The 25,966-nt window shown below is 68.3% G+C and carries 25 protein-coding genes and 1 pseudogene; 12 read left to right on the top strand and 14 right to left on the bottom strand.

All coding sequences use genetic code 11. The annotated features are described in order from the left end of the window. Positions 1–393: 393 nt before the first annotated feature. Positions 394–1,131 carry an LppU/SCO3897 family protein gene (locus IU448_RS27715; RefSeq protein ID WP_195058676.1) on the bottom strand — a complete coding sequence of 246 codons (738 nt, stop codon included), beginning with the start codon at positions 1,129–1,131 and terminating at the stop codon, positions 394–396. Continuing rightward, positions 1,128–1,736, bottom strand: coding sequence for a hypothetical protein (locus IU448_RS27720; RefSeq protein WP_195058677.1), 609 nt, complete (start codon positions 1,734–1,736; stop codon positions 1,128–1,130). The genes IU448_RS27715 and IU448_RS27720 overlap by 4 nt, the downstream gene beginning before the upstream one ends. A gap of 467 nt (positions 1,737–2,203) precedes the next feature. Here IU448_RS27720 and IU448_RS27725 point away from each other — a divergent pair, with 467 nt between their 5' ends. Continuing rightward, positions 2,204–2,620, top strand: coding sequence for a hypothetical protein (locus tag IU448_RS27725; RefSeq protein WP_195058678.1), 417 nt, complete (start codon positions 2,204–2,206; stop codon positions 2,618–2,620). Between the two features lie 125 nt (positions 2,621–2,745). Further along, positions 2,746–3,627, top strand: coding sequence for an SDR family oxidoreductase (locus tag IU448_RS27730; RefSeq protein WP_195058679.1), 882 nt, complete (start codon positions 2,746–2,748; stop codon positions 3,625–3,627). A gap of 158 nt (positions 3,628–3,785) precedes the next feature. On the opposite strand, the gene IU448_RS27735 is transcribed toward IU448_RS27730, so the two are convergent. The 5 genes from IU448_RS27735 to IU448_RS27755 all read right to left on the bottom strand — a co-directional run bounded on the left by IU448_RS27735 (position 3,786) and on the right by IU448_RS27755 (position 9,634). Then, a complete protein-coding gene (locus tag IU448_RS27735; protein ID WP_280458078.1) occupies positions 3,786–4,466 on the bottom strand; it encodes a TetR/AcrR family transcriptional regulator in 681 nt (226 codons plus the stop codon). Then, positions 4,463–5,248, bottom strand: coding sequence for a hotdog domain-containing protein (locus tag IU448_RS27740; RefSeq protein WP_195058680.1), 786 nt, complete (start codon positions 5,246–5,248; stop codon positions 4,463–4,465). Before IU448_RS27740 ends, IU448_RS27735 begins: the two co-directional genes overlap by 4 nt. A 274-nt stretch (positions 5,249–5,522) precedes the next feature. Next, the gene (locus IU448_RS27745; RefSeq protein WP_267467283.1) at positions 5,523–6,746 is read right to left on the bottom strand and encodes an acyl-CoA dehydrogenase family protein; all 1,224 of its coding nucleotides are present in this window, start codon (positions 6,744–6,746) and stop codon (positions 5,523–5,525) included. Between the two features lie 171 nt (positions 6,747–6,917). Further along, positions 6,918–8,195, bottom strand: a complete 1,278-nt coding sequence (locus tag IU448_RS27750; RefSeq protein WP_195058682.1) for a cytochrome P450 — start codon at positions 8,193–8,195, stop codon at positions 6,918–6,920. Positions 8,196–8,461: 266 nt separating this feature from the next. Next, positions 8,462–9,634 carry an aminoglycoside phosphotransferase family protein gene (locus IU448_RS27755; RefSeq protein WP_195058683.1) on the bottom strand — a complete coding sequence of 391 codons (1,173 nt, stop codon included), beginning with the start codon at positions 9,632–9,634 and terminating at the stop codon, positions 8,462–8,464. Positions 9,635–9,914: 280 nt separating this feature from the next. Between IU448_RS27755 and IU448_RS27760 the strand changes: the two genes are divergently transcribed. Further along, a complete protein-coding gene (locus IU448_RS27760; protein WP_195058684.1) occupies positions 9,915–10,139 on the top strand; it encodes a FitA-like ribbon-helix-helix domain-containing protein in 225 nt (74 codons plus the stop codon). 26 nt (positions 10,140–10,165) lie between these two features. Here the strand turns inward: IU448_RS27760 and IU448_RS27765 are convergent, their stop codons facing one another. Then, positions 10,166–10,774, bottom strand: coding sequence for a TetR/AcrR family transcriptional regulator (locus IU448_RS27765; RefSeq protein WP_195058685.1), 609 nt, complete (start codon positions 10,772–10,774; stop codon positions 10,166–10,168). A 68-nt stretch (positions 10,775–10,842) separates the two neighbouring features. On the opposite strand from IU448_RS27765, the gene IU448_RS27770 reads away from it, so the two are divergent. From IU448_RS27770 to IU448_RS27780, 3 genes are all read left to right on the top strand, one after another. Further along, the gene (locus IU448_RS27770) at positions 10,843–11,430 is read left to right on the top strand and encodes a peroxiredoxin-like family protein (protein ID WP_195058686.1); all 588 of its coding nucleotides are present in this window, start codon (positions 10,843–10,845) and stop codon (positions 11,428–11,430) included. A 6-nt stretch (positions 11,431–11,436) separates the two neighbouring features. Further along, entirely contained in the window at positions 11,437–12,048 is a 612-nt protein-coding gene (locus IU448_RS27775) for a YHS domain-containing protein (RefSeq protein WP_195058687.1), read from the top strand. A 117-nt stretch (positions 12,049–12,165) separates the two neighbouring features. Then, the gene (locus IU448_RS27780) at positions 12,166–12,699 is read left to right on the top strand and encodes a hypothetical protein (protein ID WP_195058688.1); all 534 of its coding nucleotides are present in this window, start codon (positions 12,166–12,168) and stop codon (positions 12,697–12,699) included. Between the two features lie 58 nt (positions 12,700–12,757). Here the strand turns inward: IU448_RS27780 and IU448_RS27785 are convergent, their stop codons facing one another. Continuing rightward, positions 12,758–14,170, bottom strand: a complete 1,413-nt coding sequence (locus tag IU448_RS27785; RefSeq protein ID WP_195058689.1) for a PLP-dependent aminotransferase family protein — start codon at positions 14,168–14,170, stop codon at positions 12,758–12,760. Here IU448_RS27785 and IU448_RS27790 point away from each other — a divergent pair. Continuing rightward, complete coding sequence (locus IU448_RS27790; protein ID WP_195058690.1) at positions 14,169–15,182, top strand: DMT family transporter; 1,014 nt, start codon at positions 14,169–14,171, stop codon at positions 15,180–15,182. The two genes, IU448_RS27785 and IU448_RS27790, sit on opposite strands and share 2 nt — an antisense overlap. Positions 15,183–15,370: 188 nt before the next feature. On the opposite strand, the gene IU448_RS27795 is transcribed toward IU448_RS27790, so the two are convergent. Next, positions 15,371–15,817, bottom strand: a complete 447-nt coding sequence (locus IU448_RS27795; protein WP_195058691.1) for an NUDIX hydrolase — start codon at positions 15,815–15,817, stop codon at positions 15,371–15,373. A 509-nt stretch (positions 15,818–16,326) separates the two neighbouring features. Here IU448_RS27795 and IU448_RS29260 point away from each other — a divergent pair. Further along, positions 16,327–16,464 (top strand): annotated as a pseudogene (locus IU448_RS29260) (dihydrodipicolinate reductase); the annotation flags it as partial. Here the strand turns inward: IU448_RS29260 and IU448_RS27800 are convergent. Beyond that, positions 16,410–16,577 carry a MarR family transcriptional regulator gene (locus IU448_RS27800; protein WP_195058692.1) on the bottom strand — a complete coding sequence of 56 codons (168 nt, stop codon included), beginning with the start codon at positions 16,575–16,577 and terminating at the stop codon, positions 16,410–16,412. The pseudogene IU448_RS29260 and the gene IU448_RS27800 sit on opposite strands and share 55 nt — an antisense overlap. Positions 16,578–16,810: 233 nt before the next feature. On the opposite strand from IU448_RS27800, the gene IU448_RS27805 reads away from it, so the two are divergent. The 4 genes from IU448_RS27805 to IU448_RS27820 all read left to right on the top strand — a co-directional run bounded on the left by IU448_RS27805 (position 16,811) and on the right by IU448_RS27820 (position 21,476). Then, positions 16,811–17,620, top strand: a complete 810-nt coding sequence (locus IU448_RS27805) for an SAM-dependent methyltransferase (RefSeq protein ID WP_195058693.1) — start codon at positions 16,811–16,813, stop codon at positions 17,618–17,620. Between the two features lie 28 nt (positions 17,621–17,648). Then, complete coding sequence (locus tag IU448_RS27810) at positions 17,649–18,917, top strand: diguanylate cyclase domain-containing protein (protein WP_195058694.1); 1,269 nt, start codon at positions 17,649–17,651, stop codon at positions 18,915–18,917. A gap of 115 nt (positions 18,918–19,032) precedes the next feature. Next, positions 19,033–19,587, top strand: coding sequence for a TetR/AcrR family transcriptional regulator (locus tag IU448_RS27815; protein ID WP_195058695.1), 555 nt, complete (start codon positions 19,033–19,035; stop codon positions 19,585–19,587). Between the two features lie 71 nt (positions 19,588–19,658). Beyond that, complete coding sequence (locus IU448_RS27820) at positions 19,659–21,476, top strand: alpha/beta fold hydrolase (RefSeq protein WP_195058696.1); 1,818 nt, start codon at positions 19,659–19,661, stop codon at positions 21,474–21,476. A 311-nt stretch (positions 21,477–21,787) separates the two neighbouring features. Here the strand turns inward: IU448_RS27820 and IU448_RS27825 are convergent, their stop codons facing one another. From IU448_RS27825 to IU448_RS27835, 3 genes are all read right to left on the bottom strand, one after another. Then, on the bottom strand, positions 21,788–23,914 hold the full coding sequence (locus IU448_RS27825) for an MDR family MFS transporter (RefSeq protein ID WP_195058697.1): 2,127 nt from the start codon (positions 23,912–23,914) through the stop codon (positions 21,788–21,790). A gap of 262 nt (positions 23,915–24,176) precedes the next feature. After that, positions 24,177–24,839 carry an O-methyltransferase gene (locus IU448_RS27830; RefSeq protein WP_195058698.1) on the bottom strand — a complete coding sequence of 221 codons (663 nt, stop codon included), beginning with the start codon at positions 24,837–24,839 and terminating at the stop codon, positions 24,177–24,179. A gap of 103 nt (positions 24,840–24,942) precedes the next feature. Further along, positions 24,943–25,863, bottom strand: a complete 921-nt coding sequence (locus IU448_RS27835; RefSeq protein WP_195058699.1) for an alpha/beta hydrolase — start codon at positions 25,861–25,863, stop codon at positions 24,943–24,945. Between the last annotated feature and the right edge of the window lie 103 nt (positions 25,864–25,966).

Raw genomic sequence — 25,966 nt, forward strand, 5'->3', positions numbered from 1 at the left:
CGCTCGGCCACTCAGCACGCTCGGCCACTCAGCACGCTCGGCCACTCAGCACGCTCGGCCACTCAGCACGCTCGGCCACTCAGCACGCTCGGCCACTCAGCACGCTCGGCCACTCAGCACGCTCGGCTGCGCCGGCGCGAAGCCGGCGCAGCCGAGCAGTGGAGTCACCGTCGGTCGGTCGAACTCTGCGCGCACGGCTGCGGCGTGCGGGATGCCGGAAGGCGGCTATGCGATGTAACCACCGGTCGGCGGGTTTCCACCCGGTTGGACCCGGCCGTCGGGCTCCGGCCCGGACCGCCGGCAACTCGGCCACGCTCTATCTCGCCGCTGTCGGCTTCTGCCCCGGCAATGTCGAGGGCAGGCGTACGCGGACTCTCGACCGCCGGGCTCGGCCTAGAGTTCGGCGAAGCAGACCACGAAACGGCGCTGGTCGTAGACGAACCCGCTATCGGCGGACGGGCAGGCGTTCACGCTGTTGGTGTCCGGCAGGATGCTGATCACCTGGACTCCGCCGGGCCCGCAGTCGGCGGGCTGCGGGTGATCGCCCGATACGTCCATACAGCTGCCGACGACCCAGTCGATATCGAGGCACAGGGTGGTGTCGGCGATTGTATGGCTGGTGTCGCCGTCGGCGGGGCAGGCCGTTCCCACCGGGCCCACCGCGGAGACTTTGTACCGGGATTCCGGGCTGCCGCAGGGCGCTTCGGTGACTTCCTTCTCGCCGAATCCGCTGAGGCATTCCCCGGCGGCCACCTCGATCTTCGGTGGCGCCTGTTTCGCTTCCTTGTTGACCTGTCCCGCGGTGCCCAGGGCGGGTGGCGTGGTGGTCGGGGGCGCACTCGGCGATGCGGACGCGGGAGGCGATACCACCGGCGGCACAGGGGTCGTGAGCGGCGTGGTCGCCCCGGCGGTAGCCGACGAATCCCCGGCGGTCGGTGCGGCGCGTTCCTCGGTCGTTGCCTCGCCGCCGCCGGCCGTGGCCAGCAGGGCGGCGATTCCGATGCCCAGCACGATCGAGGTCACCACGGCCGCGATGGCGATGGCTGCCGCGGTGGCTCCGACCCGTGCACGTTTGTCCTGCGGCGAGAGCGGCGGCTGCCCGCCGTTCTCGTCCGATGCCGGTTCGGTCACGGCTCGCCGCGCAGGACCGCCGCCACGGCGTCACCGAACGACTGCCCACCCATCACGTAACCGCCGGCCACACCGCCCACGAGCATGCCGATCGGGCCGGTGATGATGCTCAGGAAGCCGAGCCCGACGAGCGCGCCGAGCAGCCCGCCCAGCACCGCACCGGCCGCGACACCGGCGACGTTCTTCTCCAGTTCGGAGGTGAGCCGGGCCATCGAGCTCACCGGCCGCATTTCACCGATGTCCTCGGCGGTCACGGTCGGGGTGAGTTCGAGCCTGGTGCCGTCGCCGCTGATCTCGTGTGCTACAGCCATTTCGCTGCCGGAGATCTCGTAGGTGAGCGGCACCTCGGCCACGACGGCGCCGCTGACGGCTTTCAGCACGGCCGCGGCGCCGTCGGGGGTGAGCTCGAATCGGCCGTTCTCGACCTCGGTGATGATCGCCTGGGTTTCCTGGTCGACGCTGGTCTCGTAGGCGATTCCCTGGTCGACGCCCTCGCTCTTCAGCTGCGGAGCCGGCGCCGCCGGTTCGGCGTGCACGGTCGCAGCGGAAATACCGACGGCGGCGACGGACAGAAGTGCGGTTGCGGCGAAAGTGCCGAACTTCATTACGTTCAATTCCTTCTCACGTAGACCGTCCGGGAACCGGGCGGCTGCGATTTCAGTTCGCGCACAGGACCATACCGATATTCGGACATGAGGTGCATACCCATAATTCAAAGGAAATTTCATCCTTTAAATTGCCGGGGAATAACGGGGATTCGGGGTGGAATTCCCCGGAACTCGCCCGGTGCAACGGTTATACCGCTCTGCAATATCCGCTATGGGCAACGGTACGGGCTGTCAGCATTCACCCGGCAATCCCGCCGCGCCGATAACGTTTACGCACCGTTAGTCACTCGAAGACCCCCGGCTGTTACATATCCGCCGGAATCCGGCGAGCGGCTCCGTGCGCTTTACTCGATTTGTGACCCCCGCGCATACTTCGTGATCATCCGGAACTGTGCGCTGTGATCCACCGGTGTTCCACTTGTTTACAGGATGTCCGATACCCGCCGATACCACCGGAGCCGGCCATGAACTCATCGGGAAATCTGCGTGCCGGGATCGCCGCCTGCACGCTCGCCGCGGCGGCCGTTCTCGTCCAGCCCGTCACCGCCTCGGCCTACATCACCGATATCGGCGTATCCGGCGGGTTCGGCCTGGGTTTCATCCAATACGGCGTCGGCTGCACGTACACCGTGACCGCTGTCGGCGCCCCCGGAGATCGGGTGTTCTTCCAAGACTCGGTGAACGGGCAGCCGGGCGGCGGCACTTTCGGGCCGGTCGCAGAGGAGGAACCCGGGGTTTTCACCGCAGACTGGAGCCCGACCGTGATCGGGCAGCACACCGTCTCGGCGGGCGGCGCGACCACGGAGGTCGATGTCCACGTCGGCTACGATTTCGGCATCATCTGCTTCACCCTGCCCGATTGGGTTCATCTGCCGTTCTGAGCCCGCCGGCCGGTGAACCGCGCTCGCACTGCTGTTTCCAGAGCACTTGACAGGCTCCGCAATTTTGACAGACTCCGACGAAATCGCCCGGCGTGCACACGCCGGGTCGTACGGAAGGATTTCGGATGGGTGTCTATGCGGTCACCGGAGCAGCCTCGGGTATGGGCCGGGCTGTCGCCGAGAAGCTGGAAGCCGAGGGTCATCGGGTGATCGGCGTGGATATCCAGGAAACCGATATCGTCGCCGACCTCGCCACCGCGGCGGGGCGCCGACAGGCGATCGACAGTGTGCTCGAAGCGGCGGACGGACGGCTCGACGGCGCGGTCCTGGCGGCCGGGCTGGGCCCGGTACGCGATCGGTCGCGACTGCCGGTGATCGCCGCGGTGAACTATCTCGGCGTGGTCGATCTGCTCGAAGGTTGGCGACCGGCTCTGGCCGCGACCGGGGAGGCGCGTGTGGTGGCCTTCGGCAGCAATTCGTCCACCACGGTCCCCGTGGTGCAGAACCGGACGGTCAGGGCGTTCCTGGCCGGCGATATCGAACGCGCGGTCCGCAGCGTGCGGATCTTCGGCACCCAGGCCGCGCCTTTCGTCTATGCCGCGTCCAAGATCGCGGTGAGCCGTTGGGTCCGCCGGCATGCCGTGCGGCCCGAGTGGGCGGGTGCCGGTATCCGGGTCAATGTCATCGCACCGGGCGCCATCCTGACCCCGCTGCTGGAGCAACAGCTCGCCACTCCCACCGAGGCCAAGGCGATCGAGGCTTTCCCGGTCCCCACGGGCGGTTTCGGTAAACCGGAGCACATCGCCGACTGGGTGTCCATGATGTTGTCACCATCTGCTGAATTCCTCTGCGGCAGTGTGTTGTTCGTGGACGGCGGCACCGACGCCTATTTTCGCCCGGACGACTGGCCGCGGGCCGTGCCGCTGCGCGGTGTGGTGGGCTATCTCCGTAAGTTCCTCCGGTTTCGCCGCGACTCGGCCCGCGCAACGACACCGAATGGCACCTGATCTGCGCACGCCGGGTAGTGCCATCGAGGCGGCCGCGGCAGCCCGGCCTCGCGGTGAGCCGAGTGGCTCCGCCCACGGTCGCCGATCGCCCACTGTGTGACGGTTGCCCACCACCGCGCAATCGCACCGTACCCGTGCGCGCGGTAGCCGGTTGTCGTTCAGGGCAGCTCGGGCAGTTGCAAGGCGTTGAACCAGATCCAGTTCAGGGTGTCGAGCAGGGTTTCGAAATCGACCTCCTCGCCCTCGACGAACACCAGCGAGGCCATCCGGCTCACCATGCTCGACAGCGCCAGCGCCGCCACCCGCGCATCCAGCCGCGGCGTCACCAGACCGCGCTGTTGCAGATCACCGATCAACGCCGCATTGCGATCGATGAACGCCGACGCCCGCTCCGCACGCAGGGCGGCGAACTGCTGGTCGACCCGCGAAACCTGTTCCAGCGCCGCCATCAGCCGGGCATTGCGCCGGTAGGAGCGCAGGTACTCCCGGTTGGCAGCGGCGATCCAGTCCCGCGGATCGGAACTACCGCCCCGGGCCCGGACGTGCGGGTGCAACATCTCGTCGCGGACCTGCGCGACGACTTCGGAGAAGATCTCTTCCTTGCTGTCGAAATGGGTGTAGAACGAACCCGATGCCACGCCCGCAGTGCGGGTTATATCGCTGATCCGGGCATCGACGAATCCGTCGGTTTCGAAAACCCGGCGCGCCGCGTCGACCAGGGCTGCCCGGGTCCGGATACCGCGCCGGCTCTTCGGCGCCGGGCGGCCGGTGGCCGGTGCCTGCGCGGGGCCGGGATCGATCGCGGTATCCACCGGTGCGCCGCCCTCCGGTGCTGTCACCGGCCACTCGCCGGGAACAGGCGACCCGTCGCCAAGGTGGTGATCCGGTCTTCGTTACCGGCGTCGCGCAGCGTCGCCCGGCCCACCTCGGCCCGCAGCGTCGCCTCGGCGACCACCGGGCCCACCCGCGCGGCCTGCAGATAGCGCAGCCCCAGCGTGCTCAGGGTCGCCCCCGGGGCGAGCGAGAGCATCGCCTCCTCGGCGGCGAGGGCGATCAGGCCCCCGTTCACGGTGCGCGAAGCATTCAGGCCGTCGTCGGTTCGCGGCAGTACCGCGATCCCCGGCGCACGCCGCACACAGCCCGCCCGCTCGGCCAGCGGCACCGCCAGCAATTGCCCGGTGACCGGCATATCGATACTCATCCGCGCTGGTAACCGCAACTCCTCGTTCGGCGAAACCACGAACGAACCGCCGCCGAACGCGAACGGCTCGCCGTCGACGGTCCACTCGACCTCCGCGACGAAGACCGAACGCCCCGCCTTGATCGTGCGGCCCACCGCCCGCACCTCGCCGGAACTCGGCGCGGGCCGGTAGAGGTGCACATCGAGTTCGAGGGTCACCGGAACCCGGGGCCCGAGTGTGCGCGCCGCGAGCAGACCGGTCACCGTATCGGTCCAGGTGGCGAGCACCGAGGTACGCAGCAGGCCGGTACCCGGCGTATGCATCTGCGGGGTGATCGTCGCCGATCCGTGCAATTCCTCCCCCACCGTCGTGGTCGCGAACCCCAGTTCCAGCAGAATATGCCGCCGCCGCTGCGGTTGCGTCCCGGTCTCCACGGTCATGTGTAGCCTCCTCGTGCTCGCCCACGACAGCGCCCGATGATCGCCGGACACCGGCCGGACCTGTCCAACGTATCCGGCGCCGGGCCGTTACACAGCTACCGCATCGGCGGATTACCAGGGCGGCAGCGAAGGCAGGTATTCCCGGCGAACGGCCGCCGCCCACGGAACAGCGGCAGCTACTTGCACGCTCGGCTCCTCCTGCCCGGGCAGCGGCATCGTAAATACCTCCGCGGGCCACCGAAGCCCTGGCGCGACGGGAGTAGTCCGCCGGAATTCAGCCGGCGGCTTCGGCAGCGGCGCGGGCTTTGCCGAGTTCGGCGCGGGCGATGGTCAGTTTGTGCACCTCGTCGGGACCGTCGGCGATACGCAAGGTCCGCAGGTGGGCGTACATACTGGCCAGCGGGAAATCCTCGGTTACGCCGGCCGCCCCGTACACCTGGATCGCGCGGTCCACGATGCGCAGCGCCATCACCGGCGCGGCGATCTTGATAGCGGCGATTTCCGTGCGCGCTTCCTTGTTGCCGACCGTATCCATCATCCAGGCCGTTTTCAGGGTGAGCAGCCGTGCCTGTTCGATATCGATACGGGCCTCGGCGATCCAGTCCCGGATATTCGCGCGTTCGCTGACCTTGCGCCCGAACGTGGTCCGCGATTCGGCCCGGGCGCACATGAGTTCCAGGGCGCGCTCGGCCATTCCGATGGCCCGCATCGCATGGTGGATCCGGCCGGGGCCGAGCCGCGCCTGGCTGATCGCGAATCCCTCGCCCTCGCCTTTGAGCACATCGGCGAGCGGCACCCGCACATCGGTGAAGTCGATTTCGGCGTGACCCTCACGGTCGACATACCCGAACACCGGCAGGTTGCGCACTACCCGGACACCGGGCGCGTCGATCGGCACCACCATCATCGACTGCTGCCGGTGCTTGGGCGCCTCGGGATCGGTTTTGCCCATGACGATCAGCACCTTGCAATTGCGGTGCATGGCGTTGGAGGCGAACCATTTCCGGCCGTTGAGCACGTAGTGGTCGCCGTCGCGTTCCATCCGCATCTCGACATTCGTCGCATCGGAGCTGGCGACCCCGGGCTCGGTCATCGCGAAGGCCGAGCGGATGGTGCCGTCGAGCAGTGGTTCGAGCCAGCGTTGCTTGTGTTCCTGGGTACCGAAGAGGGTGAACACCTCCATGTTCCCGGTATCGGGCGCCGAACAGTTGCACGCCTCCGGCGCGAGCGCCGGGCTACGGCCCATGATCTCGGCCAGCGGCGCGTACTCCAGGTTGGTCAGTCCCGGACCCCATTCCTCGTGCGGGTGGAAAAGATTCCACAGTCCGCGCTTCTTGGCCTCTGCCTTCAAATCCTCGAGGATCTGCGGATGATGATGCGGATCACCGGCGGCGGCCATCTGCTCGGCATAGACCGGTTCGGCCGGGTACACGCATTCGTCCATGAAACCGAGGAGTTTCTGCCGATACTCGCGGGCGCGGTCGGTCGAGGTGAACAGTTCCACGGGAGAACTCCGATCTTCGGGGCGCGGCTCGATCCGCCGCAGGCGGGCATTCGATGCTCTCCCGCACGGTAAACCAACTTGAATCCGGATTCAAGTGCATGGCGCCTCCGGGCGCGCGTGGTTTCAGGACCTCGCGGGCCAGGAGGCTACGGGTTGCGGATTTCGTCAGGTGTATGTGGCGGGACGGGCCGCCGGGCTTTCGACGCCCAGCAGGGGCGCGCCCGGTGGGAAGGTCACCGGGAGTTCCACCAGTGACCGGTGGAACGGGCCCGGCCGCCACGCGGGTTCGCCGTCGGGGAAATCGGCGCGCATCTCCGGTAGCGCGTCCAGCAACTGGTCGATCGCCCCTTCGGCGATGATGTAGGCCAGCGATTGCGCGGGGCAGGCGTGCGGCCCCAGGCCCCACGCGAGATGAGCACGATTACCGGTGAGGTCCGAGGTCCGGATCTTGGGGTCGTTGTTGCAGGCGGCCATGCTGATCACCACCGGCTGATGCGCCGGCAACCAGATATCGTCGAGCAGTATCGGCATGCGCGGGTATGTCACCAGCAGATTGGCCAGGGGTGGATCGTTGAACAGCACCTCGTCCAGGGCGTCGCGGGAGGTGAGGTTTCCACCGAGCACACTGCCGCCGAACCGGTCGTCGGTGAGGATCAGCAGCAAGGTGTTGACGATCAGATTGAGTTCGAACTCGATCCCGGTGCCGTACACCTGGGAAACATGGTGGGACACCTCCTCGTCGGATAGCTCGGCGGAATGCCGCAGTAGCACCGAGGTGATATCGGCGGCGGGGTCCTTCCGCTTCATCACCACCAGATTCGCGAGGGCCTCGCCCAGCATCCGGCTCCCGGCCTCGGCGTCGACCCCCTCCAGCATGGCGGCGATACCGGCCGCGACCTGCTGACCGACCTCCGGCGGACTGCCGAGCAGATAGTTGATCACCTGGAACGACAGCGGGAAAACATACTGCTGGATGAGTTCGGCGTGGCCGTCCGCGCAGAACGAGTTGATCAGCGGACCCGCGATGTTCTCCACCACGGCGTGGATGGCATACATATCCACTTCGTCGATACTGGCCGTGATCGCCTGCCGGTACCGTAGGAATTCCTGGCCGGCACAACGGCTGGCCATCGGCCGCCATTCGAGCATGGGCAATACCGGGCACCCCGCCGGAACATCCTTCTGCCATATCCGCGGATCGGCAGGGAAACGGTCCGGGTCGTTGAGTACCCGCAGCGCGGTCGAGTACCCGATAACCAAAGTGGCGGGCACCCCCGGGGCCAGTTCCACGGGCGCGAGCGAACCGTAGCGCCGGCGCATTTCGCTGTAGGCACGATGTGGGTCGGCGGCGAATTCCGGGAGATACAGCGCATACCGGGGATCGTCGTGCGAACCGGGGCCGACCGGGGCCGGAGCAAGGCTTCGATATTCCGAGCTGGTCAAGAAGGAACTCCATACGTCTGGTGGCGGGACCGATGGTTTTCCACCGGCCGGGCACCGGTTCGAGCCTCCTCCTGCACATACTGACTCGAGCCGGAACGACGCGATGTTACGACACTGCCGGACTATCTGTTTGTTTTCGAAATAGGTTGCCCAATCGGGTATTTGGGCAAATTCATTGGACTGGTCCGCATATCTGCACCCGGCCCCGGCAGGCAAAAATGCGGCTGACCGGGACCGAGCCGCCGGTCCCGGTCGCCGCCCGCCGTTCAGACCCCCAGCGCGTCGAGCGAACCGTTGTCGTGCACCGCCGTGGTGATCCGGCGCATAAGAGTCAGGCAGGTTTCCCGTGACTGCATCTCGGGCTGATAGGACGCGCGGCCGATGGTGAACGCCCACGCCGCATATGCGAACATCGACTGCTGCCGATAGATCGACCAGGCCTCGTCGAAAGCCGGCGCACGGCCACCGGCGCGGCCGAGTTCGTCGAGATAGGCCCTCAGCAGATCCTCGGCCCAGGCCCGCCGGTCGTCCGGTTCGCATCCCGAGTTCACCGTGTACGCGAAATCGTGGCCCCAGCCGCCGCGCATAACGACCTGCCAGTCGACATATCCCATCCGGCCGTCGGCGGTGCGGTAGGTCTGGCCGATATGGGGGTCCCCGTGCAGGAGGGTGTGCGGAAGCTCCCGGGTCGCCAGGTCCACCGCCCGCTCCACACCCGCCCACAGCCTGTCCGCCTGACCGTGCAACTCTTCGGGCACGACCTCCGCCGCCCGCTCCAGCCCCACGCTGCAGCGGGTTTTCATATCGATCGCGGCAAGGTAGGCGGCCAGCGCCTCGTTCGTCGTCTTCAACGGTTCGATCGCCGGGCTCTCCCAGAACGTGCCGTGCAACCGGGCGAGGTTACGGACCAGATCCTCCATCTCCGCGCGACCGATCGGCTCGGTCGGCTCGCTGAACACCGCGCCCCTGGTGACAGCGATATCCTCCATCAGCGCGATCGAACGCCAGGACGCCGGATCGGAGGCGCCCCAATAGCCGAGCGGTGCCTGGATATCGAGTTCCGGGCGGAAATCCCGGAAGAACCGGGTCTCACCGTCGATCATCTTGCCGCCGCCCAGCAGGATGCGCTGACTGAGCGAGGTGGTGGTCTTGGCGAACAACGCCCGCGGCAATTCCGCCGCTTGTCCGGCCTCGTTGTATTCCACCCGGATCGCGGCCCGGGTGGAGGTGCCGCTACTGCCCCCGTCGATTTCGAACGAGAGCACTTCCGCACCGGGAGTGTCCCGGCACAGCACGGCGGTGAGCCATTCGATGGTCAGCGCCGCCCCCGACGCGGGTACATCGTCGATTGTGCGCGCCCGGTGCCGGGTGATCTTCTCCCCGAGAATATGCCCGCCCACCGCGGCGAGCCGCCCGAGCAACCAGAGTTTGTGATTCATTTCCGCCTCGCTTTCCGGATGCGCGCGTGAACAGCCGCGCACCGCACCGAACCAACCGGTCCGGGTTTCCTATCGCATCGTCGAACCTGGATCTTGCTTCATATTTATAGTGCCGGAATAGGTTTCGGCCGATTATGTGGTTCGCGGCCGCATCCCGGCAGGCGACCCGATCGCGCGGCCGATACGGGAAAGAAACACCGGGGAGCCCGGTCCGGGGCGGGCTGCGGCGGGACGGGAAATATACTCGGGGCACCGACGACTGTCGACGAAAGACGGCTCCATGGTGACGCTATCTGTTCGGCATGTACCGGACGCGGTGTACCGCGCCCTGCGGATACGCGCGGTCGACAACGGCCGCAGCACCGAGGACGAGATCCTGGCAATCCTGCGGGAAGCGGTGATGCCGCCCAGAGCCCGGTTGGGCGCAATCCTCGCCGGGGATTGTCCCGATATAGCGCCCGGGGAAGACGAGGACGGCCGACCCGATCCGGACGATTCTCGCTGAGTCGTGCGCGCGATGGTTCGACCCGGTCAGTCCCCGAGTCCGCGCAGCACGATATCGAGACCGCGCCGGAACTCCTCGGCCGGCGGTAGCGTGCGCGCGTCGGTCGCGGTGCTCGCGAGATGCGGGTACCGCTCGGGAGCCAGTTCGGACATGGTGACGGTGCCCGCCCCGGACAGTGCCGCATAGTGCTCGTTCTGCAGGAACCCGAGCAGATGACCGATCAGCGTGCGCTGCGCGACGACCCGGTCGAGTCCGGTGTGCCCGCCGTCGGTGAGCGCGGCGAGCATGGTCTCGATCAGTTGCAGCGAGCCGGGCGCGGCCTGCCGGTGGCGCAGCACCAGCGGCACCACGGCCGGATGTGCGGCCACCGCGACCCGTAGACGTTCCATCAGGATCCGGATCCGGTCCGCCCAGCCCACCGCGGGTAGCGCGAGGTCGACGGTGTGGAAGATGTGGTCGACGACGAGCACCTCCAGCGCCTGCCGGTCGGCGACGTACCGGTAGAGCCCCATGGTGGCGATCCCCAGTTGCCCGGCGACCGCGCGCATTGTCAGGCCGGGCAGACCGTCCCGGTCGATCACCGACAACGCGGCCGCGACCAGTTGCTCATCGGTGAGGGAACGCGGTCTGGGCACGGGTTGACAGCGTACTGGATACGCGCATACTCGATTATGAGCGTACGTTGTACACCTAAGGAGCTTCGATGTCGCCACCCGACCGCGTATCCGCCCGGACCTTGACCGCACTCACCGGCGCATCGATACCACTGCCCGACCCCGCACAACTCACCCACCTGCAATTCCGCCGTTTCGCCGGCTGCCCGGTCTGCAACCTGCACCTGCGGTCAGTAGTCACCCGGCTCCCCGAAATACGGGCCGCCGGTATCCGGGAGGTGGTGATCTTCCACTCGAGCGCCACCGAACTCCGCAAATACACCGCCGATCTGCCACTGGACGTCATCGCCGATCCGGATCGCGCGCTGTATCGCGAATTCGGCGTCGAAACCGGCGCCCGTGCACTCCTGGACCCGCGCGGCTGGGCGGCCATCGCCCGCGCGATCGGAACCGAACTACCCGCCCGGCGCGGCGAACGCCCGGCTCCACCGGCCCGGCCCGAAGGAGGTCGCCTGGGATTACCCGCCGATTTCCTGATCCACCCCGACGGCACCGTCCTCGCCACGAAATACGGCGAATACGCCGACGACCAATGGTCGGTCGACGACCTGCTCGCCGTCGCCGGCCGCCACAGCGGCACCCCCACCCCGATTCCCACCACCGCACCGGAGGAATGAACCACCATGATGACCCTCGAAATATCGGTTACCGGCCGCGATCTCGACGCCCGCGCCGAACAGGAACTCGCCGACCGGGTGCTGGCGGCGCTCACCGGCTACGACGACGCCCCGGACGCCACCCTGGCCAAGGCCCGGGAATTCACCCATGTGCTGATCCAGCAGCCGCGAACCTGGGTCACCGGCGGACCGGCCACCGAGACCGCAGCCCGGTACCTGGTCCGGTTGACCGTGCCCGGATCCTGGAGCGGCGACCCGGATTTCGGCAAGAACATCATTCCGATGATCACCGCCGCGATCGCGGGTACCGAACCCGACCCGCAGCGCCTGGATCGCGAACCACACTGTGTCGTACAGATAGTGGGTCTGCGCGAACACTGCGCCGGCACGCTCGGCCGGTCCACCACCAGCACCGAACTGACCCGGCTGATGACCCAGGACTTCCGCGATTCCGGCCGGGTTCCCACCGCACCCGAGGGATTCACCATCGATCCGACCTGCGGAATGCAAGTCGAATGGGCGACCGCGCGGATCACCTACAACCATGACGGAGTCGATTACGCGTTCTGCGCGCCGTCGTGCCGCAAGGTATTCGTCGAGGACCACGTCCGGAGCTGAGCCACGGCAGGGGTACGCCGCGCCGGGCGAAACGGAAACGGGTGCGGCGGCGACATCCAGGTAGATATTCTCTGCACGCGCTACACCGACAGTCCCCTACCGGATCAGGGAGCCCAGATGCCTCGCGCACGTCAGCTCGTCACCGCAGCACTCGCCCCGGCCACCGCCGTCGCGGCGGCCACCGCCCTGCTCACGGCCGGTGCCGGCACCGCCGCCGCCCAGCCACCTTCGTCGACTGTTATGACCTGTGGCAGCGCGAATCCGCTGGCATGGGCACCACCGTTCACCTGGCATATCCAGGCCAGTTCGGGAGCCAGCCGCCCGCCCGGCGGGGAACTGGAACCGGCGCTGCTGCTCAGCGGCGGCAACGATCTGCCCAACCCGCCCGCGAGCCTGTTCCCGATTCCCACCACCACGCCGTACGGCACCCAGGTGCAGGTCGACTGGCACAACGAGACCACCGGCGCGTCCGGCACCAGCGTCAGCGATGAGGAAATGCTGAAGGGGAAACCGGGTATTCCGGTGAATCGGACCTGGACCGGTGTCGGCACCGTCGCTTTCACGGTGACCGCCCGGACGGGGGGCGGCTGGTGGTGGCTCAACACCCAGACAGCGGTCTGCCGGGGCACGATCTCGATCCTGCCCGACTGATCCGGCCGGGTACCGCTCGCCGGCCTCGTCGCGACCGGTACCTGCCCGGCCCGGGTGGCTATCGCTCTTGGCGGGCCAGCGCCCGGGCCACGACCCGCACGCCCTCGGGGAACGCTCCCGGGTTCGGGCCGGAGTAGTTGAGCCGCAGATATGCACCCGTCGGTTCGGCGGGAAACCACTCGTCCCCGGGTGCGATGACCACCCCGTCGTCCGCACAATCGCGCACGAGCCGGGCGATATCGGTGGGATCGGGTAGCCGCACCCACAGATGCAGCCCGCCGCGTGGCACCACCTCGAGGCGGGCTTCCGGCAGATGCTCACGCAGTGCGGAAACCAACAGGTCACGGCGGGTCGCCAGCCGGCGGCCCAGCCCGCGGGTATGCGTACGCCAGCCCGGCTGGGTCACCACATCGAGGGCGACGGTCTGCAACAGACCACTCACATACATCGACTCCGCCTGGGCGTCGGCCAGAATCCGCTCCCGGGCCGGGCCCCGGGCGACGACAGCGGCGATCCGGACCGACGGCGAAACGCTTTTGGTCAGCGACCGCAGATACACCACATGACCGGCGTCGTCACGGCCGGCCAGCGGAGCTGGGACAGTATCGATCCCGAAATCGTGCGCCCAGTCGTCCTCGATCAGGAACGCCCCGTGCGCACGCACCACATCCAGTACTCCCGCCGCCCGATCCGGCTGCCATTGCGCGCCGGTCGGATTGGCGAAATGCGGCTGGGCGTAGAACGCGCGCGCGCCGGTCCGCTCGAATGCCCGGGCCACATCCTCGGGCCGCGGGCCCTGCGAACTGCTCGGGACGGGAACCATCTGCACACCGGCCCGGTTCGCCGCGAGAATCGCACCCCAATAGGTGGGTGACTCCACCAGCAGCGGCCGGCCGGGACCGACCAGCGCGTGGAAGGCCGTACCGAGCCCGCTCTGGCTCCCCGGGAAGATCGCGACATCGCTCGGAGCAGGCGCCATCACACCAGCGGGCGTGACCGCGGCCAGTTCGGTCGCGAACCACGCCTGTAAGTCCGGTAGACCGCTGCTGGGCGGCCGGTTGACCGTGGCGTCACCGCGGGCCGCGCGGGCGAAGGCGGCGCGGACCAGCCGTTCGGGCAGCAGTTCCCGGTCGGGATAGCCGGAGTGCAGAGCGATCTGGTCGTTGGCGACCGTCTGCAGCGCGGTGAACCACCGGGCGGAGCGATTCCGCGGTGTCCCCAGCGCCGCGGTCTGCCACCCGTAGTCGTGCGGGCGGCTGTCCCGCACCGCACGTACGAAAGTCCCTACTCCGGGCCGGCTTTCGACCAATCCCTGCATGGTGAGGATACGCAGCGCCTTCTGCACCGTGACCGGACCTGCGGCATACCGGGTCACCAGCGCCCGGGTGGGCGGTAGTTGCGCACCGGGCGGCGCAGTGGCGATCCAGCGGCGAAGATCCGCCGCTATCCGAGAGCTGCTATCGTCAGACATGAGAGATCATAGTAGCGCTATCGCAGCGACCCCGGAACCGCTATCGACCCGGTATGCGGGCCCGGCCTGGGGTCTGCTCGGCATCCTGGCCTTCTCGTTCACCGTGCCGTTCACCAAGGTTGCGGTGGCCGACGACGGATTCACCGCCCTTTTCGTCGCTGCCGGGCGCGCAGTACTGGCCGGTTTGCTCGCGGCGGGCGCGCTGGTGCTCACCAAACAGCAGCGGCCACAGGGCCGGCAGTGGTTCCGGCTCGGTGTCGTCGCCGGCGGGGTCGTCGCCGGATTCCCGCTGCTGACATCATTCGCGCTCACCGAAGCGTCGGCCGGACACAGCGCTGTTGTGATAGCACTGCTACCGGCTGCGACCGCCGTCCTGGCCGTCCTGCGCGGCCATGAGCGGCCGCCTCGGGCCTTCTGGTGCACCGCGGCCGCCGGCGCGGTGGCGGCCGTGGTGTTCGCCGGGTTCCGCGGTGACGGCTTCGGCGGACCGCAGTGGTCGGATCTGCTTCTGCTGGCCGCGGTCGTCGCGGCCGCCTGCGGCTATGCCGAAGGCGGGCTGCTGGCTCGCGAACTGGGCGCGTGGCAGACGATTTCGTGGGCATTGGTGCTGTCCGCGCCGGTCATGGTCGTACTCACGGGCTTCTCGGTGTCCGAGCAGCCGCCGGCGGGTTCACCGGCCCAGTGGGCCGCCTTCGCCTACCTCGGCGTGGTGAGCATGTTCCTGGGCTTCCTGCCCTGGTATCGGGGCCTGGCGATCGGCCCGATGACCCACGTCAGCCAGGTTCAACTGGCCCAGCCCGTCTGCACACTCTGCTGGGCGGCGCTGCTGTTGAACGAGGAACTGACCTGGGCTACCGGACTCGGTGCTCTCGCGGTGATCGCCTGCGCCGGCGGGGCGGTACGGACCCGGCTGCGCCGTTCCCCGGAACCGAGCGCGCCGCACAGCGAGCCCGGCGCTCGACGCACTGAATTCACCGAACAACCATCGACCGTCCGGACGCCGGTCCGGTAACAGACGCGGCGCGAACCCCGGACAGCGGCCGCCGCCGGTAGCAGGGCGATCACGACGGTGCTTATTGTTCAACGCTTCGGTAACGCGAGGTCGGTGGCCGATGTTCAACGGCTACGCGACTTCCCGCGCGATCGGATCGGCGCGGTGCTGCACCTGCTCCGGTACCGCCACCGGCACGCGGCGATGGATCACGGGTAGACGAGTTCCCGATAGGTATCGAGGATCTTCTGGACCGAGGAGGTGACCTCCAGATCGCCACTGTTCAAGGGCGCCCAGACGTAGCTCTCGTGTGCGCTCAGCACCACCGGCCCCGGCGATTCGACCTCGACCGCGAAATGCAACCGGCGCACCGGTTTACCGGCGGGCGAGAGATAGTCGAAATCGCCGACGTGGTGGCGGATATCGGTGACGGTGAGCCCGGTCTCCTCCTGCACACCACGGATCAGGGCGCCGGTCACCGATTCGCCGGGCTCCACGGTGGCCCCGGGCAGTTTACGAGTGGGCCGGATCGGCCCGGTACTGGGTAGTTCCAGCAACAGGACCTCGCCACCCCGATCGATGATTGCGCCGACCCGCAGCCCGACCCCGTCTCGTTCACCGCGTGGCAGGGTTTCGTCGAACATCGATACGGACATGGGTGGTCTCACCAACCTTCGATCCGGCGGAACTCGCCTGATACACGCCTCGGCGAGTAATTCGATATTACCGTGTCGTGACCTCGGGATAACACGTGTTGACGGGATCCCAACGGGTCGGCGGGCCCGCCCGGAGGGCATACGCAGGACATTTACCGGAGAGTTCGCATGGATCCGCGCGGTGCCGAAAAACACCGCGAAGACCCTTGCCGGACAAGCACTTCGAAGCACTGTGGCGCGCGCGGGCGCGAGGTGCAGCGACCGCCCGGGGCCGGACGGTTCGGTGATCACTCCATACCGTTATGACACATGCCGCTTCGGCCTCACATTGCGGAAGATTGTGATGAAAACCACCGCACCGTCGACATTCAGCCCCCCGGCCATGGCTCCACCGGAGGCAATGAAAAACCCGATAGGCAACCTCTGGAACTCGTCGGCTGTTATGCGTGATCCCCGGACAAGGCGGGCCGCGATATCGGTGAACTGTGCGGGCTCGCCCCCTGGGAATCATGACGCTCGGGCACATCATGACCGCAATACCGGTGATCAACGCGATCCCGGCCGTCGTGGCGGCACCGCCGGGCATCGTGACCTACAACGATTTGCCACTGATCCAGCCGCGCGGCGTAGTACCCGGTGTCGGGTAACCGACATTGCTCTGCCGCATACCGAGCCGTTTCGACAGTTCGGTGACCGTGAAACCGGGGGCGGCCAGGATCTGTTCGATCACCGCGAGTTCGGTGGTGGGCAGCGGCGGCACGCCCGCGACTCCCCTTCATACCGGCACACGCCCGGCCCGGTGGGGATGCGCCCGCCGACCGGAGCGGTGCCGTACCGGCTATTATGCGCTCAGTGTTTTCGGCCGTAACCAGAACTCGGCCGGCGGACACCGGGCCGCCGCACGACGAGGCGGTTCGTAACGCAGCGCAGGGGTTTCCCGGATACGGCCGAGAGTGCGACGGCCGGGCGGGTATCGAGCGCAGAGGGGACGATATGGACAGGCCGGCCTGGGCACCCGAGGGCGTGGATATGATGCAGCCGAGCCCGGCGCGTATGTACGACGCGCTGCTGGGTGGTTCGCACAACTTCGAAGTCGATCGGCTCGCTGCCCGGCGCGGTAGCCGGCTGGTACCGGATCTCCCGAGGCTGGCGCTGAGCAACCGCGCGTTCCTGCGCCGGGCCGTACGTTTTCTGATCGATGCGGGAATCACTCAGTTCCTCGATATCGGTTCGGGCATCCCGACCGCCGGTAACGTGCACGAGATCGTCCGGGAGTGCGCTCCCGGCGCCCGGGTGCTCTACGTGGATATCGATCCGGTGGCCGTGGCCCATTCGCGGGCGATCCTGGTGGGCGAACAGAATTACGGCGCCATCGAAGCCGATCTGCGGGAACCGGCCGAATTGCTGTCACGGGTCCGCGAAACCGGGTTGATCGAACCGGAGCGGCCGGTCGGGATTCTGCTCATCGCGGTACTGCATCTGCTCACCGACGACGACCTACCCGCGGCGAAGGTGGCGGCGTTGCGGCAGGCGGTGCCCTCGGGAAGTCATGTCGCCATCTCGCATCTGACGTCCGCGCTGCGCCCGGACGATGCGGCGGCCCTGCACAAGTCCTCACAGCACGGTAATCAGGTGGGGATCCAGTTCCGCTCGCGCGCGGCGATCACCGGGATGTTCGACGGCTGGGAACTCGTGGAACCGGGTGTTGTCGAACTGCCGATGTGGCGGCCGGAGTCGGAACGCGATCGGCACGAGGCACCCGGCCGGTCGCTGGGCCTGGCCGGTGTGGGGTGCAAGCCCTGACCCGGCCGGTACGGCGCGGGAGATCCGGGTGACCGCACGGGAGCTCGCGATCGGCTGGGCCGACGCCCTCGACGGTGCGGTGGCGCCGACCCTGACCCGGGACCGTATCGAGGAAATGCTGACCGGGCAGGTCGAGCAGTTGCTCGCGGCCCTGCGCGGCACTACCGGCCCCGAGGCCGGGCAGTACGCGGCCGAGGCATTGGTCGCAGCGAACTACCGCGACCCCGCGGTGGCCGGCCGGACGATCCCGCTGATCTGCCGCGATATGGTCCGGCACATCCAGGCCGCAGATCCCGGCACCGGTGCCGCGGTACCCGGCCGCGCGCTGCTCGTGGCCGCCGAGTTCGCCACCGGTTTCACCGCGGCGCTGCGTTCGGTGGCACTGTCGGAGCAGGAGGCCACGCTCGCCGCGGCGCTGGCGGCCGCCCAGGAGGCCGAGCGGCGCCGCGAACTCTCCGAGGCCCGTTTCGAGGCCGTGTTCGCGGGCGCTTCGGTGGGCATCGGGACCGTCGACACCCAGGGCCGGGTCCTCGAGGCCAATGTGGCGTTCGCCGATATGCTCGGCATCGATGTCGGGGAGATGCCCGGCCGGCCGGTGGCCGATGTGGTGGGTCACGCCAATATCGGCGACGCCTACCAGCGGATGACCCAACTGCTGGCGGGCAGTATCGACCGGTTCCGGCTGGAACTGGACCATCCGCGCCCGGACGGGACGTCCACGGGTATCGACCTGTCGATGTCGGCGGTCCGCGATCACAGCGGTCAGGTCCGTTTCCTGATCGGCGTGGCGGTCGATGTGACCGAACGCCGCGAGCTCGCCGCGCGCCTCTGGTACGACGCCAATCACGATGAACTCACCGGGTTGCCGAATCGTGGGCATTTCTTCGATCGGCTGGCCGTGGCGACACCGCCGATCGGGATGGCGTATCTGGACCTGGACGGGTTCAAAGAGGTGAACGATCGGTGGGGGCATACCGTCGGTGACGAGGTGTTACGCATAGTCGGTGCCCGCTTGCGGCAAACCGTTACGGCGGCCGGCGGACTGGCGGCTCGGCTCGGCGGCGACGAATTCATCGCCGTGCTCGAACGGTGTACCGGAACGGCCGAACTGGCGATGCTCAGCACGGATGTGCACACCGCGCTCACCGTGCCGATGCAGATCCGCGATCGGACGATCAGTATCGGCGCGAGTATCGGCACGGTGTATCTCGAGGATGCGCCGACGGCGATCGACGAGGCGATGCAGGCCGCCGATACCGCCATGTATCGCAACAAGATCCCTCGCTCACGCTACTGAACACCAGCCGTCCGCCCAATGGACGGGCCCGGCGAATTCATCGGCCGTCTCCCGGTGAGCTTCTGCGGCGAGCTGGAGCGTTGACTTTTTATGAAGACCGGTCTACTTTTCGACCATGGGCACAAAAGGAGCCGAAACCAGGCAGCGGATGATCGAGGCGACACGCTCGTCGATCGAACGCCGCGGCTACTTCGGCACCGGCCTCAACCAGATCCTGGCGGACAGCGATACTCCGCGCGGTTCCCTGTACTTCCATTTCCCGGGCGGTAAGGACGAACTCGTCGCCGCCGCCGTCAACCAGACCTCCGGCGTCATCGACACCGCACTGGCGGAGGCAGACCTCACCGACCCGGCCGGCGCGGTCACCGAGCTGATCACCCTGCTCGGCGATCGCCTCGAGGCATCCGGCTGGGAATGCGGCTGCCCCGTGGCGACGGTTGCGCTGGAGGTCTCCGGCGCGAACGGTACCGTCCAGCAGGCCTGCGCCGAGGTGTACGAGCGATGGACGGAGGCCTTGCGCATCAGCCTCCGGGCGGCCGGTTACGGAAATGCCGACGATCTGGCGGTTTCCCTGCTCGCCCTGGTCGAGGGCGCGCTACTACTCGCGCAGACACATCGCGACCGCGAACCACTGGAGCGTGCCGCGCGGGTCGCGCGCAGCCTGCTCTGACCCGCGTCGACTCGCAAGCCACATTTGCATATCCACAAAATATGTAGACCAGTCTAGTTAGGACTTCTGTTATGGACACTCCCGATTCCGTCGTCTTCGGCGCTGCCGGTTTCATCGGACGCGCCCTCGTCGCCCGGCTGCTGAACCGCGGGCATACGGTTGCGGCCGCATTACGCCCCGGCAGCGCGGACCGGCTCACCGCCTGGCTCGACGCACAGGAGGTCTCGCGCGAGCGGCTGACCGTTGTCGACTGCGATATCACCGACCCCGAGCTGGGCGCGATCGCCGGGCTGGACACCGCCGCGATACGCGATGTGTACAACTGCGCGGCCCGATTCACCTTCGGGATCGACGCCGCCGATGCCCGAGCGGTGAACATCGACGGCGCCCTGCACATCCTGGACTGGTGCACACGCCTACCCGCACTGCGCCGACTGATCCATATCACCGGATATCGGGTCACCGTCCCGGAATCGGCCGAACACGACTACGCGGTCGGCGCATACGGCGCGTCGAAATTCGAGGCCGACGCGATACTGCGCGAACGCGCCGCGGCAGCGGAAGTCGCGCTCACCGTCGCGAACCCGAGCTCGGTTCTCGGCCCCGGGCAGTACATCGGCCTCGCCGAACTCACCCGTGACCTCTGGAACGGCAGGCTCCCCGCGCTCCCCGGCAACGCCCGGACCCTGCTGCCGATCCTCGAACTCGGCTATTTCGCCGACTTCCTCCTCGCCCTCCCGCCCGACCCGGACACCGCGGGCCGCTCCTACACCGTGCTCGACCCCGCAACCCCGCCGCTACCGGAGCTGATGCGCATCCTCGCCGCGCACCTGCACGTCGGCGCACCCCGTTTCACGATTCCGGCCGGTCTGGTGGCCCGCCTGCCGCGCCGGCTCACCGGGGTCGACCGGGAACGGCTCGCGTTCCTCGCCGAAGACCACTACGACACCTCCGCCGCCGAAAAGGTCGCGGACGCGGCCGGGCTCACCATGCCACCCGCCGGGGAAGTGCTGCGAAACTGGGCAGACCACCTGGTGAGCAGCCGATTCGGCAGCACCGAAGCCGATCCCTGCGCCGGTTTCACCGACGGCCTCTGGGTGAGCGGCGATCGCCGGACACCGGATTTCCTGCTCCTGCACGGACTTCCGACCGACAGCGAAGCATGGCGCGCGGTCACCGCAGCGACCACCGCATCCACCTACACCGCCGACCTGCCCGGTCTCGGCCGCTCGGCCCCCGGCGGCTCCCCCGTCCACTTCGGGCTGGACCGGCTCATGGCTTCGGTGACCACCCGGCCCATCCTGGTCGGGCATTCCCTGGGCTGCCTCCCGGTCCTGCGCTACGCGGCCGCCCACCCGGACCGCATCTCCGGGCTAGTCCTGGTAGCACCGGCTTTCCTGCAGAACCGCGCGTCCTGGGTCACCCGGCTCCCCGTCACCGCCGCCGTGCTGCGCCTCCTCGGCCCGGAACGGCTGGCCGCCACTCTGGGCGTGCCGTCCGGTCCGGCGATCGACAGCGCGAGCGCGAACCTGAGCCGCCCCGGGGTAGCCCGGCGAACCGTCGCGGCGTTACGCGCGGCGAGCCGCCCCGACCAGCGGGCGGCCGCTCGCCGGTTGCTCGCGCAGATCACGGTGCCGGTGCATATCGTCAGCGGATCCCGCGATCCACTCGAGGTCGCGGTATCCGTGCCGGCCACCGTGATCGAGGGCGCGGGCCACTACCCGCACCTCACCCACCCCGAGCAGGTGGCCGCGATCCTGGATACCGTCCGCGGCCAGGGACGCGGAACGGTTCACCGGTCCGCCGGTCGTAGCGCGGGCACCACGGGCCCGGGTTCCACACCCGACAGCGCCAGGGCGATGAACAACCCGGTGGCCTCCTCCAACTGACGGGCCCGGGGCAGGCCGCCCACCACGACGGGGACCGCGCCGGTATCGCGCACCGGTCTCTCGTCTCCGCCCAGGGCCGCCGGATCGTCACCGCACGGTGGCACCGTGATCGATTCCGCTCCGGCGTAGCCCACGGCGTCGACGGACGCATATACGGCGATGCCCGCACGGTGCACAGCGGTGGCTCAGGCGGTCTGCCGGTAGTTCGGCCACCTGGAGAAGCTCCCAACCCGAGTGGCGTGGTGCACCGCCTGGTCCGGCGACGCTGAACAGCAGATTCGCGAGACGGCACGTGGAGTCGGGCTGCTCGTTCAGCCGGCGAAGGTGGGACGGCGGCTCTGGTCGTCCAGCAGTTCGCCCGCGATCTTGTCCAGCGCTCCGTCGAGCAGGGCCTTGTCGGCGGGGTCGTCGAATGTCCAGTCCTCCAGATGCTTGTCCAGCCAGCCTCGCCAGACCCGGCGGAAACGCTCGGCCTGCTGGGTTCCGCTGCCGGTCAGCCGCAGCGAATCACCGTCTGCGGTCACGTAGCCGGCTCGCGCGGTGTCGCGGTAGACCGGTTCCAGGACACCGACCGGGACCATATGGTCGTCCGCGATACCGGTGAGTGTCGCCCCGCCGCGCACCCGGGCCCGCAGATGCACCGCGCCGATCGCCCAGGTTATGGACTCGGGAAGTTCCCCACCGGTGAGGTCGTGCAGTGAAGGGCCCGGCAGTACGGGTTTTCGCGCACCCGGCGAACCGGATGTCCGTCGCCAGGACGAACCGGGATGCGGCTGCCCCGGCGAACCGTGGTCCCGCAACTCCCGCGAGCCGGGGTACCGACCTTGATCCCATCGCAACACCTGAGCGACAGCGCGTTCCAGCTGGGCCGCCCGGTCTGCGGAATCCGGCATGGAGAAGCCCTCCCCCAGCTCCGCGGCACGCGCCCGGGTGCTGTCGCGCAGCGGCACCTCCCGCAAGAACCACGCCACCACGAAACCGACCAGGGCCACCGGCACCACCCACCGGAACACGGTGTCGATAGCGGTCGTATATGCCTCGATGATCGGGGCCGCCAGGTCATCGGGTAACTCCCGCAGGGCCGCCGGGCTCTGCGCGATCTCCGGAGCGACACCCGATTCGGCCAGCGCCGCGGCCAGGGCCGGGTCGAGTTTCCCCGTGTAGAGGGTGCCGAACACCGCGGTACCGAACGCGCTTCCGACCGTGCGGAAGAACGTCACACCGGAGGTCGCGGTGCCCAACTGCGCGTAGGGCACGGTGTTCTGCACGACGATGGTGAGCACCTGCATGGACAACCCGATACCGAGCCCGAGGACCAGCATGTACAGCGATTCCAGCCAGATACCGGTATCGCGCCCCATCGTCGACATCAGGTAGAGGCCGAGCGCCATCACTGCCGTACCCGCGATCGGGAAGGGTTTGTAACGGCCCGTGGTCGACACGATATTTCCGGAGATGATCGAGGTGATCAGCAGGCCGACCACCATCGGCAGGGTCCGCAACCCGGACTCGGTGGCCGAGACACCGTCCACATACTGCAGGTACGTGGGCAGATAGGTCATGGCCCCGAGCATCGCGAATCCGACGATGAAACTGAGGATCGAGCACACCGTGAACACCCGGTTGCGGAAGAGATCCATCGGCAGCATCGGCTCGGGCACCCGGGTCTCCACCACGACGAACGCCGCCAGCAGCACGACCGATCCGGCGAACAGGCCGATGATCGTCGGCGAACCCCAGGGGTATTCGGAGCCACCCCATTCGAGACCGAGGATCAGTCCGGCCACGCCGAGCGCGACCAGCGCGATTCCGAGGTAGTCGATCACCGGGCGCACCGCCGGGCGCACCGTGGGAATCACCCGGGCGGCCAGCACGATCATCACCACCGCCACCGGAACATTGATGTAGAAGCACCACCGCCAGCTGGCGTGATCGGTGAACAGGCCGCCCAGGGTCGGCCCGAGTACGGTGGTCACCCCGAACACCGCACCCATCGCGCCCTGATACTTACCGCGCTGGCGCAGCGGAATGACATCGGCGATCAATGCCATCGCGGTCACCATCAGCCCGCCCGCACCGACACCCTGGATTCCCCGCGCAACGATCAGGGTCAGCATGTCCTGGGCGACGCCGGCCAGGATCGAGCCCAGGATGAAAACCACCGCGCTGATCTGGAAGACGAGTTTGCGGCCGAAGAGATCGCCGAATTTACCGGCCAGCACCGTCGTTATGGCCTCGGCGAGCATATACGCGGTGACCAGCCACGCCATATGCCCGGCGCTGCCCAGATCGGCGACGATGGTGGGCAGGGTGGTCGCGACGATCGTCTGGTCGAGCGCGGCCATCAGCATGCCGAGCACGATGGTGACGAACACGATGTTGCGGCGGCGGCGGTCGAGCGTCGGCGCCGTAGCGGGAACCTCGCGGGCGCCGGTCATCCGCCGAGTATCGGGGACGGCCGCTCGAAAAATCGGCGGGACACGCTCGACAGCCGCATCGCCGTGTGCCGGCCCGTGCTCCCGTCAGCGGGCCGGCTGCCGGGCGCCGTCGCGACCGGGCCGGACTGCCGACGATCGAGTTTCCGACGGTATGGGCGCATTACGCGATATCGTCGCGGCCTCCACCCGCGTCGGCAGCAGCGACACCGTCGGCGGGCTCTCGGCCGTGCCGGGCGCTACCCGTCGGCGAACCGTGTGCGGATCAGCTCACCACGGCGAAAGCGAAACCGTCCCAGCCCTTCGCGCCCACCGTCTGCAGGACCGTGGCATCCAGCCGGGGTTCCCCGGCCAGGAGATCGACCAGTTCGCGGCTCGCCCGGACGGCCGGATCGTCGGAGGTCTCGTCGGCGAGGCGGCCCCCGCGGACCACATTGTCGACCACGACGACCGTGCCGGGCCGGCCCAATCGCAGTGCCCATTGCACGTAGTTCGCGTTGTTCACCTTGTCGGCGTCGATGAATACCAGGTCGAACGGTTCCGGCTCTTCCGCGGCCAGCACCGGCAGCGATTCCATTGCCGCGCCGATCCGGATATCGACCACGTCCCCGACGCCGGCCCGGTCCAGGTTCTCCCGCGCCACCTGGGCGTGCCGTGGCTCGTATTCGAGCGTCACCACCTGCCCGTCCGCGCCGACCCCGCGGGCCAGCCACAGCGTGCTGAATCCGCCCAGCGTGCCGATCTCCAGCACGCGCCGGGCTGCGGTCGACCGGGCCAGCAGATACAGGAATTTGCCCTGGGCCTCGGAGACATCGATCGACGGCAGCCCCGCCGCCGCGTTCGCCCGCAGCGTCGCGCTCGCCTCGTCGTCGCGTACCAACCGGTCCACCACGTACCGGTCCACATCCGCCCACTCGGGTGTACTCATATCCGCAGTCTGCCATCGGGCACCCCGGGCCACCGCCCACCGCGGACGAGAGTTGCCCTCGTCCTGACCGGCCCGGCGCTGCGCCCGGCTCGGCCCGGATCGGCTAGGACGCGACCTGCCGGCCTTCTCCGAGCGCCGCCGACAACGCGGTGAATCGCGCCTCCCGGTATGCCCGCCCGACACCGGTCCCGGCTTCGACGAGATCGAAACCGTGGTACGCGCCGTCGACCTCGTACAGTTCGCACGGCACACCTGCGGCGCGTAACCGCTCGGCGTAGGCCACGTCTTCGGCGTGGAACAGATCGTTGGTTCCGACGCCGATCCAGGCCGATGGCAGGTCCGCGAGATCGTCGCAACGTCCCGGGGCGGCCAGCGGCGGCACCGCACCGCCCGCGGCCGGGCCCAGGTAGGAAGACCAGCCGAACCGGTTGCTGCCCCGGCTCCACATGCGCATCCGGCTCGGGTGGAGCGGGGATTCCGCGCAGGTCCGGTCGTCCAGCATCGGATAGGACAGCAGCTGGAGCACCGGCCGTATCTCCCCGTGGTCCCGGGCCAGCAAGGCCAGCGCCGCGGCGAGTCCGCCGCCCGCGCTCTCCCCCGCGATGGCGATCCGGTCCGCGTCGACGTCGGGATGCGTGGCCAGCCAGCGCAGCGCCGCGTAACAGTCGTCGAGCGGCGCCGGAAAGGGGTGCTCCGGCGCCAGCCGGTATTCCACCGACGCCGCCACGACCCCGAGACGGCGGGCCACCGACCGGCAGAACCGATCCCCCATCGCGGCATTGCCGATCACATAGCCGCCGCCGTGGACGAACAGCAGGGCCGGGCCGGGCCGCGGAGACGTGGCGGGACGGAACACCCGGACCGTCACCGTCTCGTCGACCCGCTCGATCGCCCCGCCCGCCGGCCGGGCGCGGCCCGCGCGATCGGTGAGACGCCGGATGGTTCCGATTGTGCGCGGATGCACTACCGAACGGGGCAGCAATCGCGCCAGGCGCAGGTCGGGATGGAAGGTGGGCGAAGGCATCGACGAGCCGTCCTCTCGCTGTCGAACCGGGCCCGGATCGCCCGGCCACCGCAGCTTACGGGAGTCGCGGCGGCGGCCGGCGCGGTTCGGGTCCGGTAAATCC

It is taken from the genome of Nocardia flavorosea (genome assembly GCF_015477805.1).
GTDB lineage: Bacteria > Actinomycetota > Actinomycetes > Mycobacteriales > Mycobacteriaceae > Nocardia > Nocardia flavorosea_A.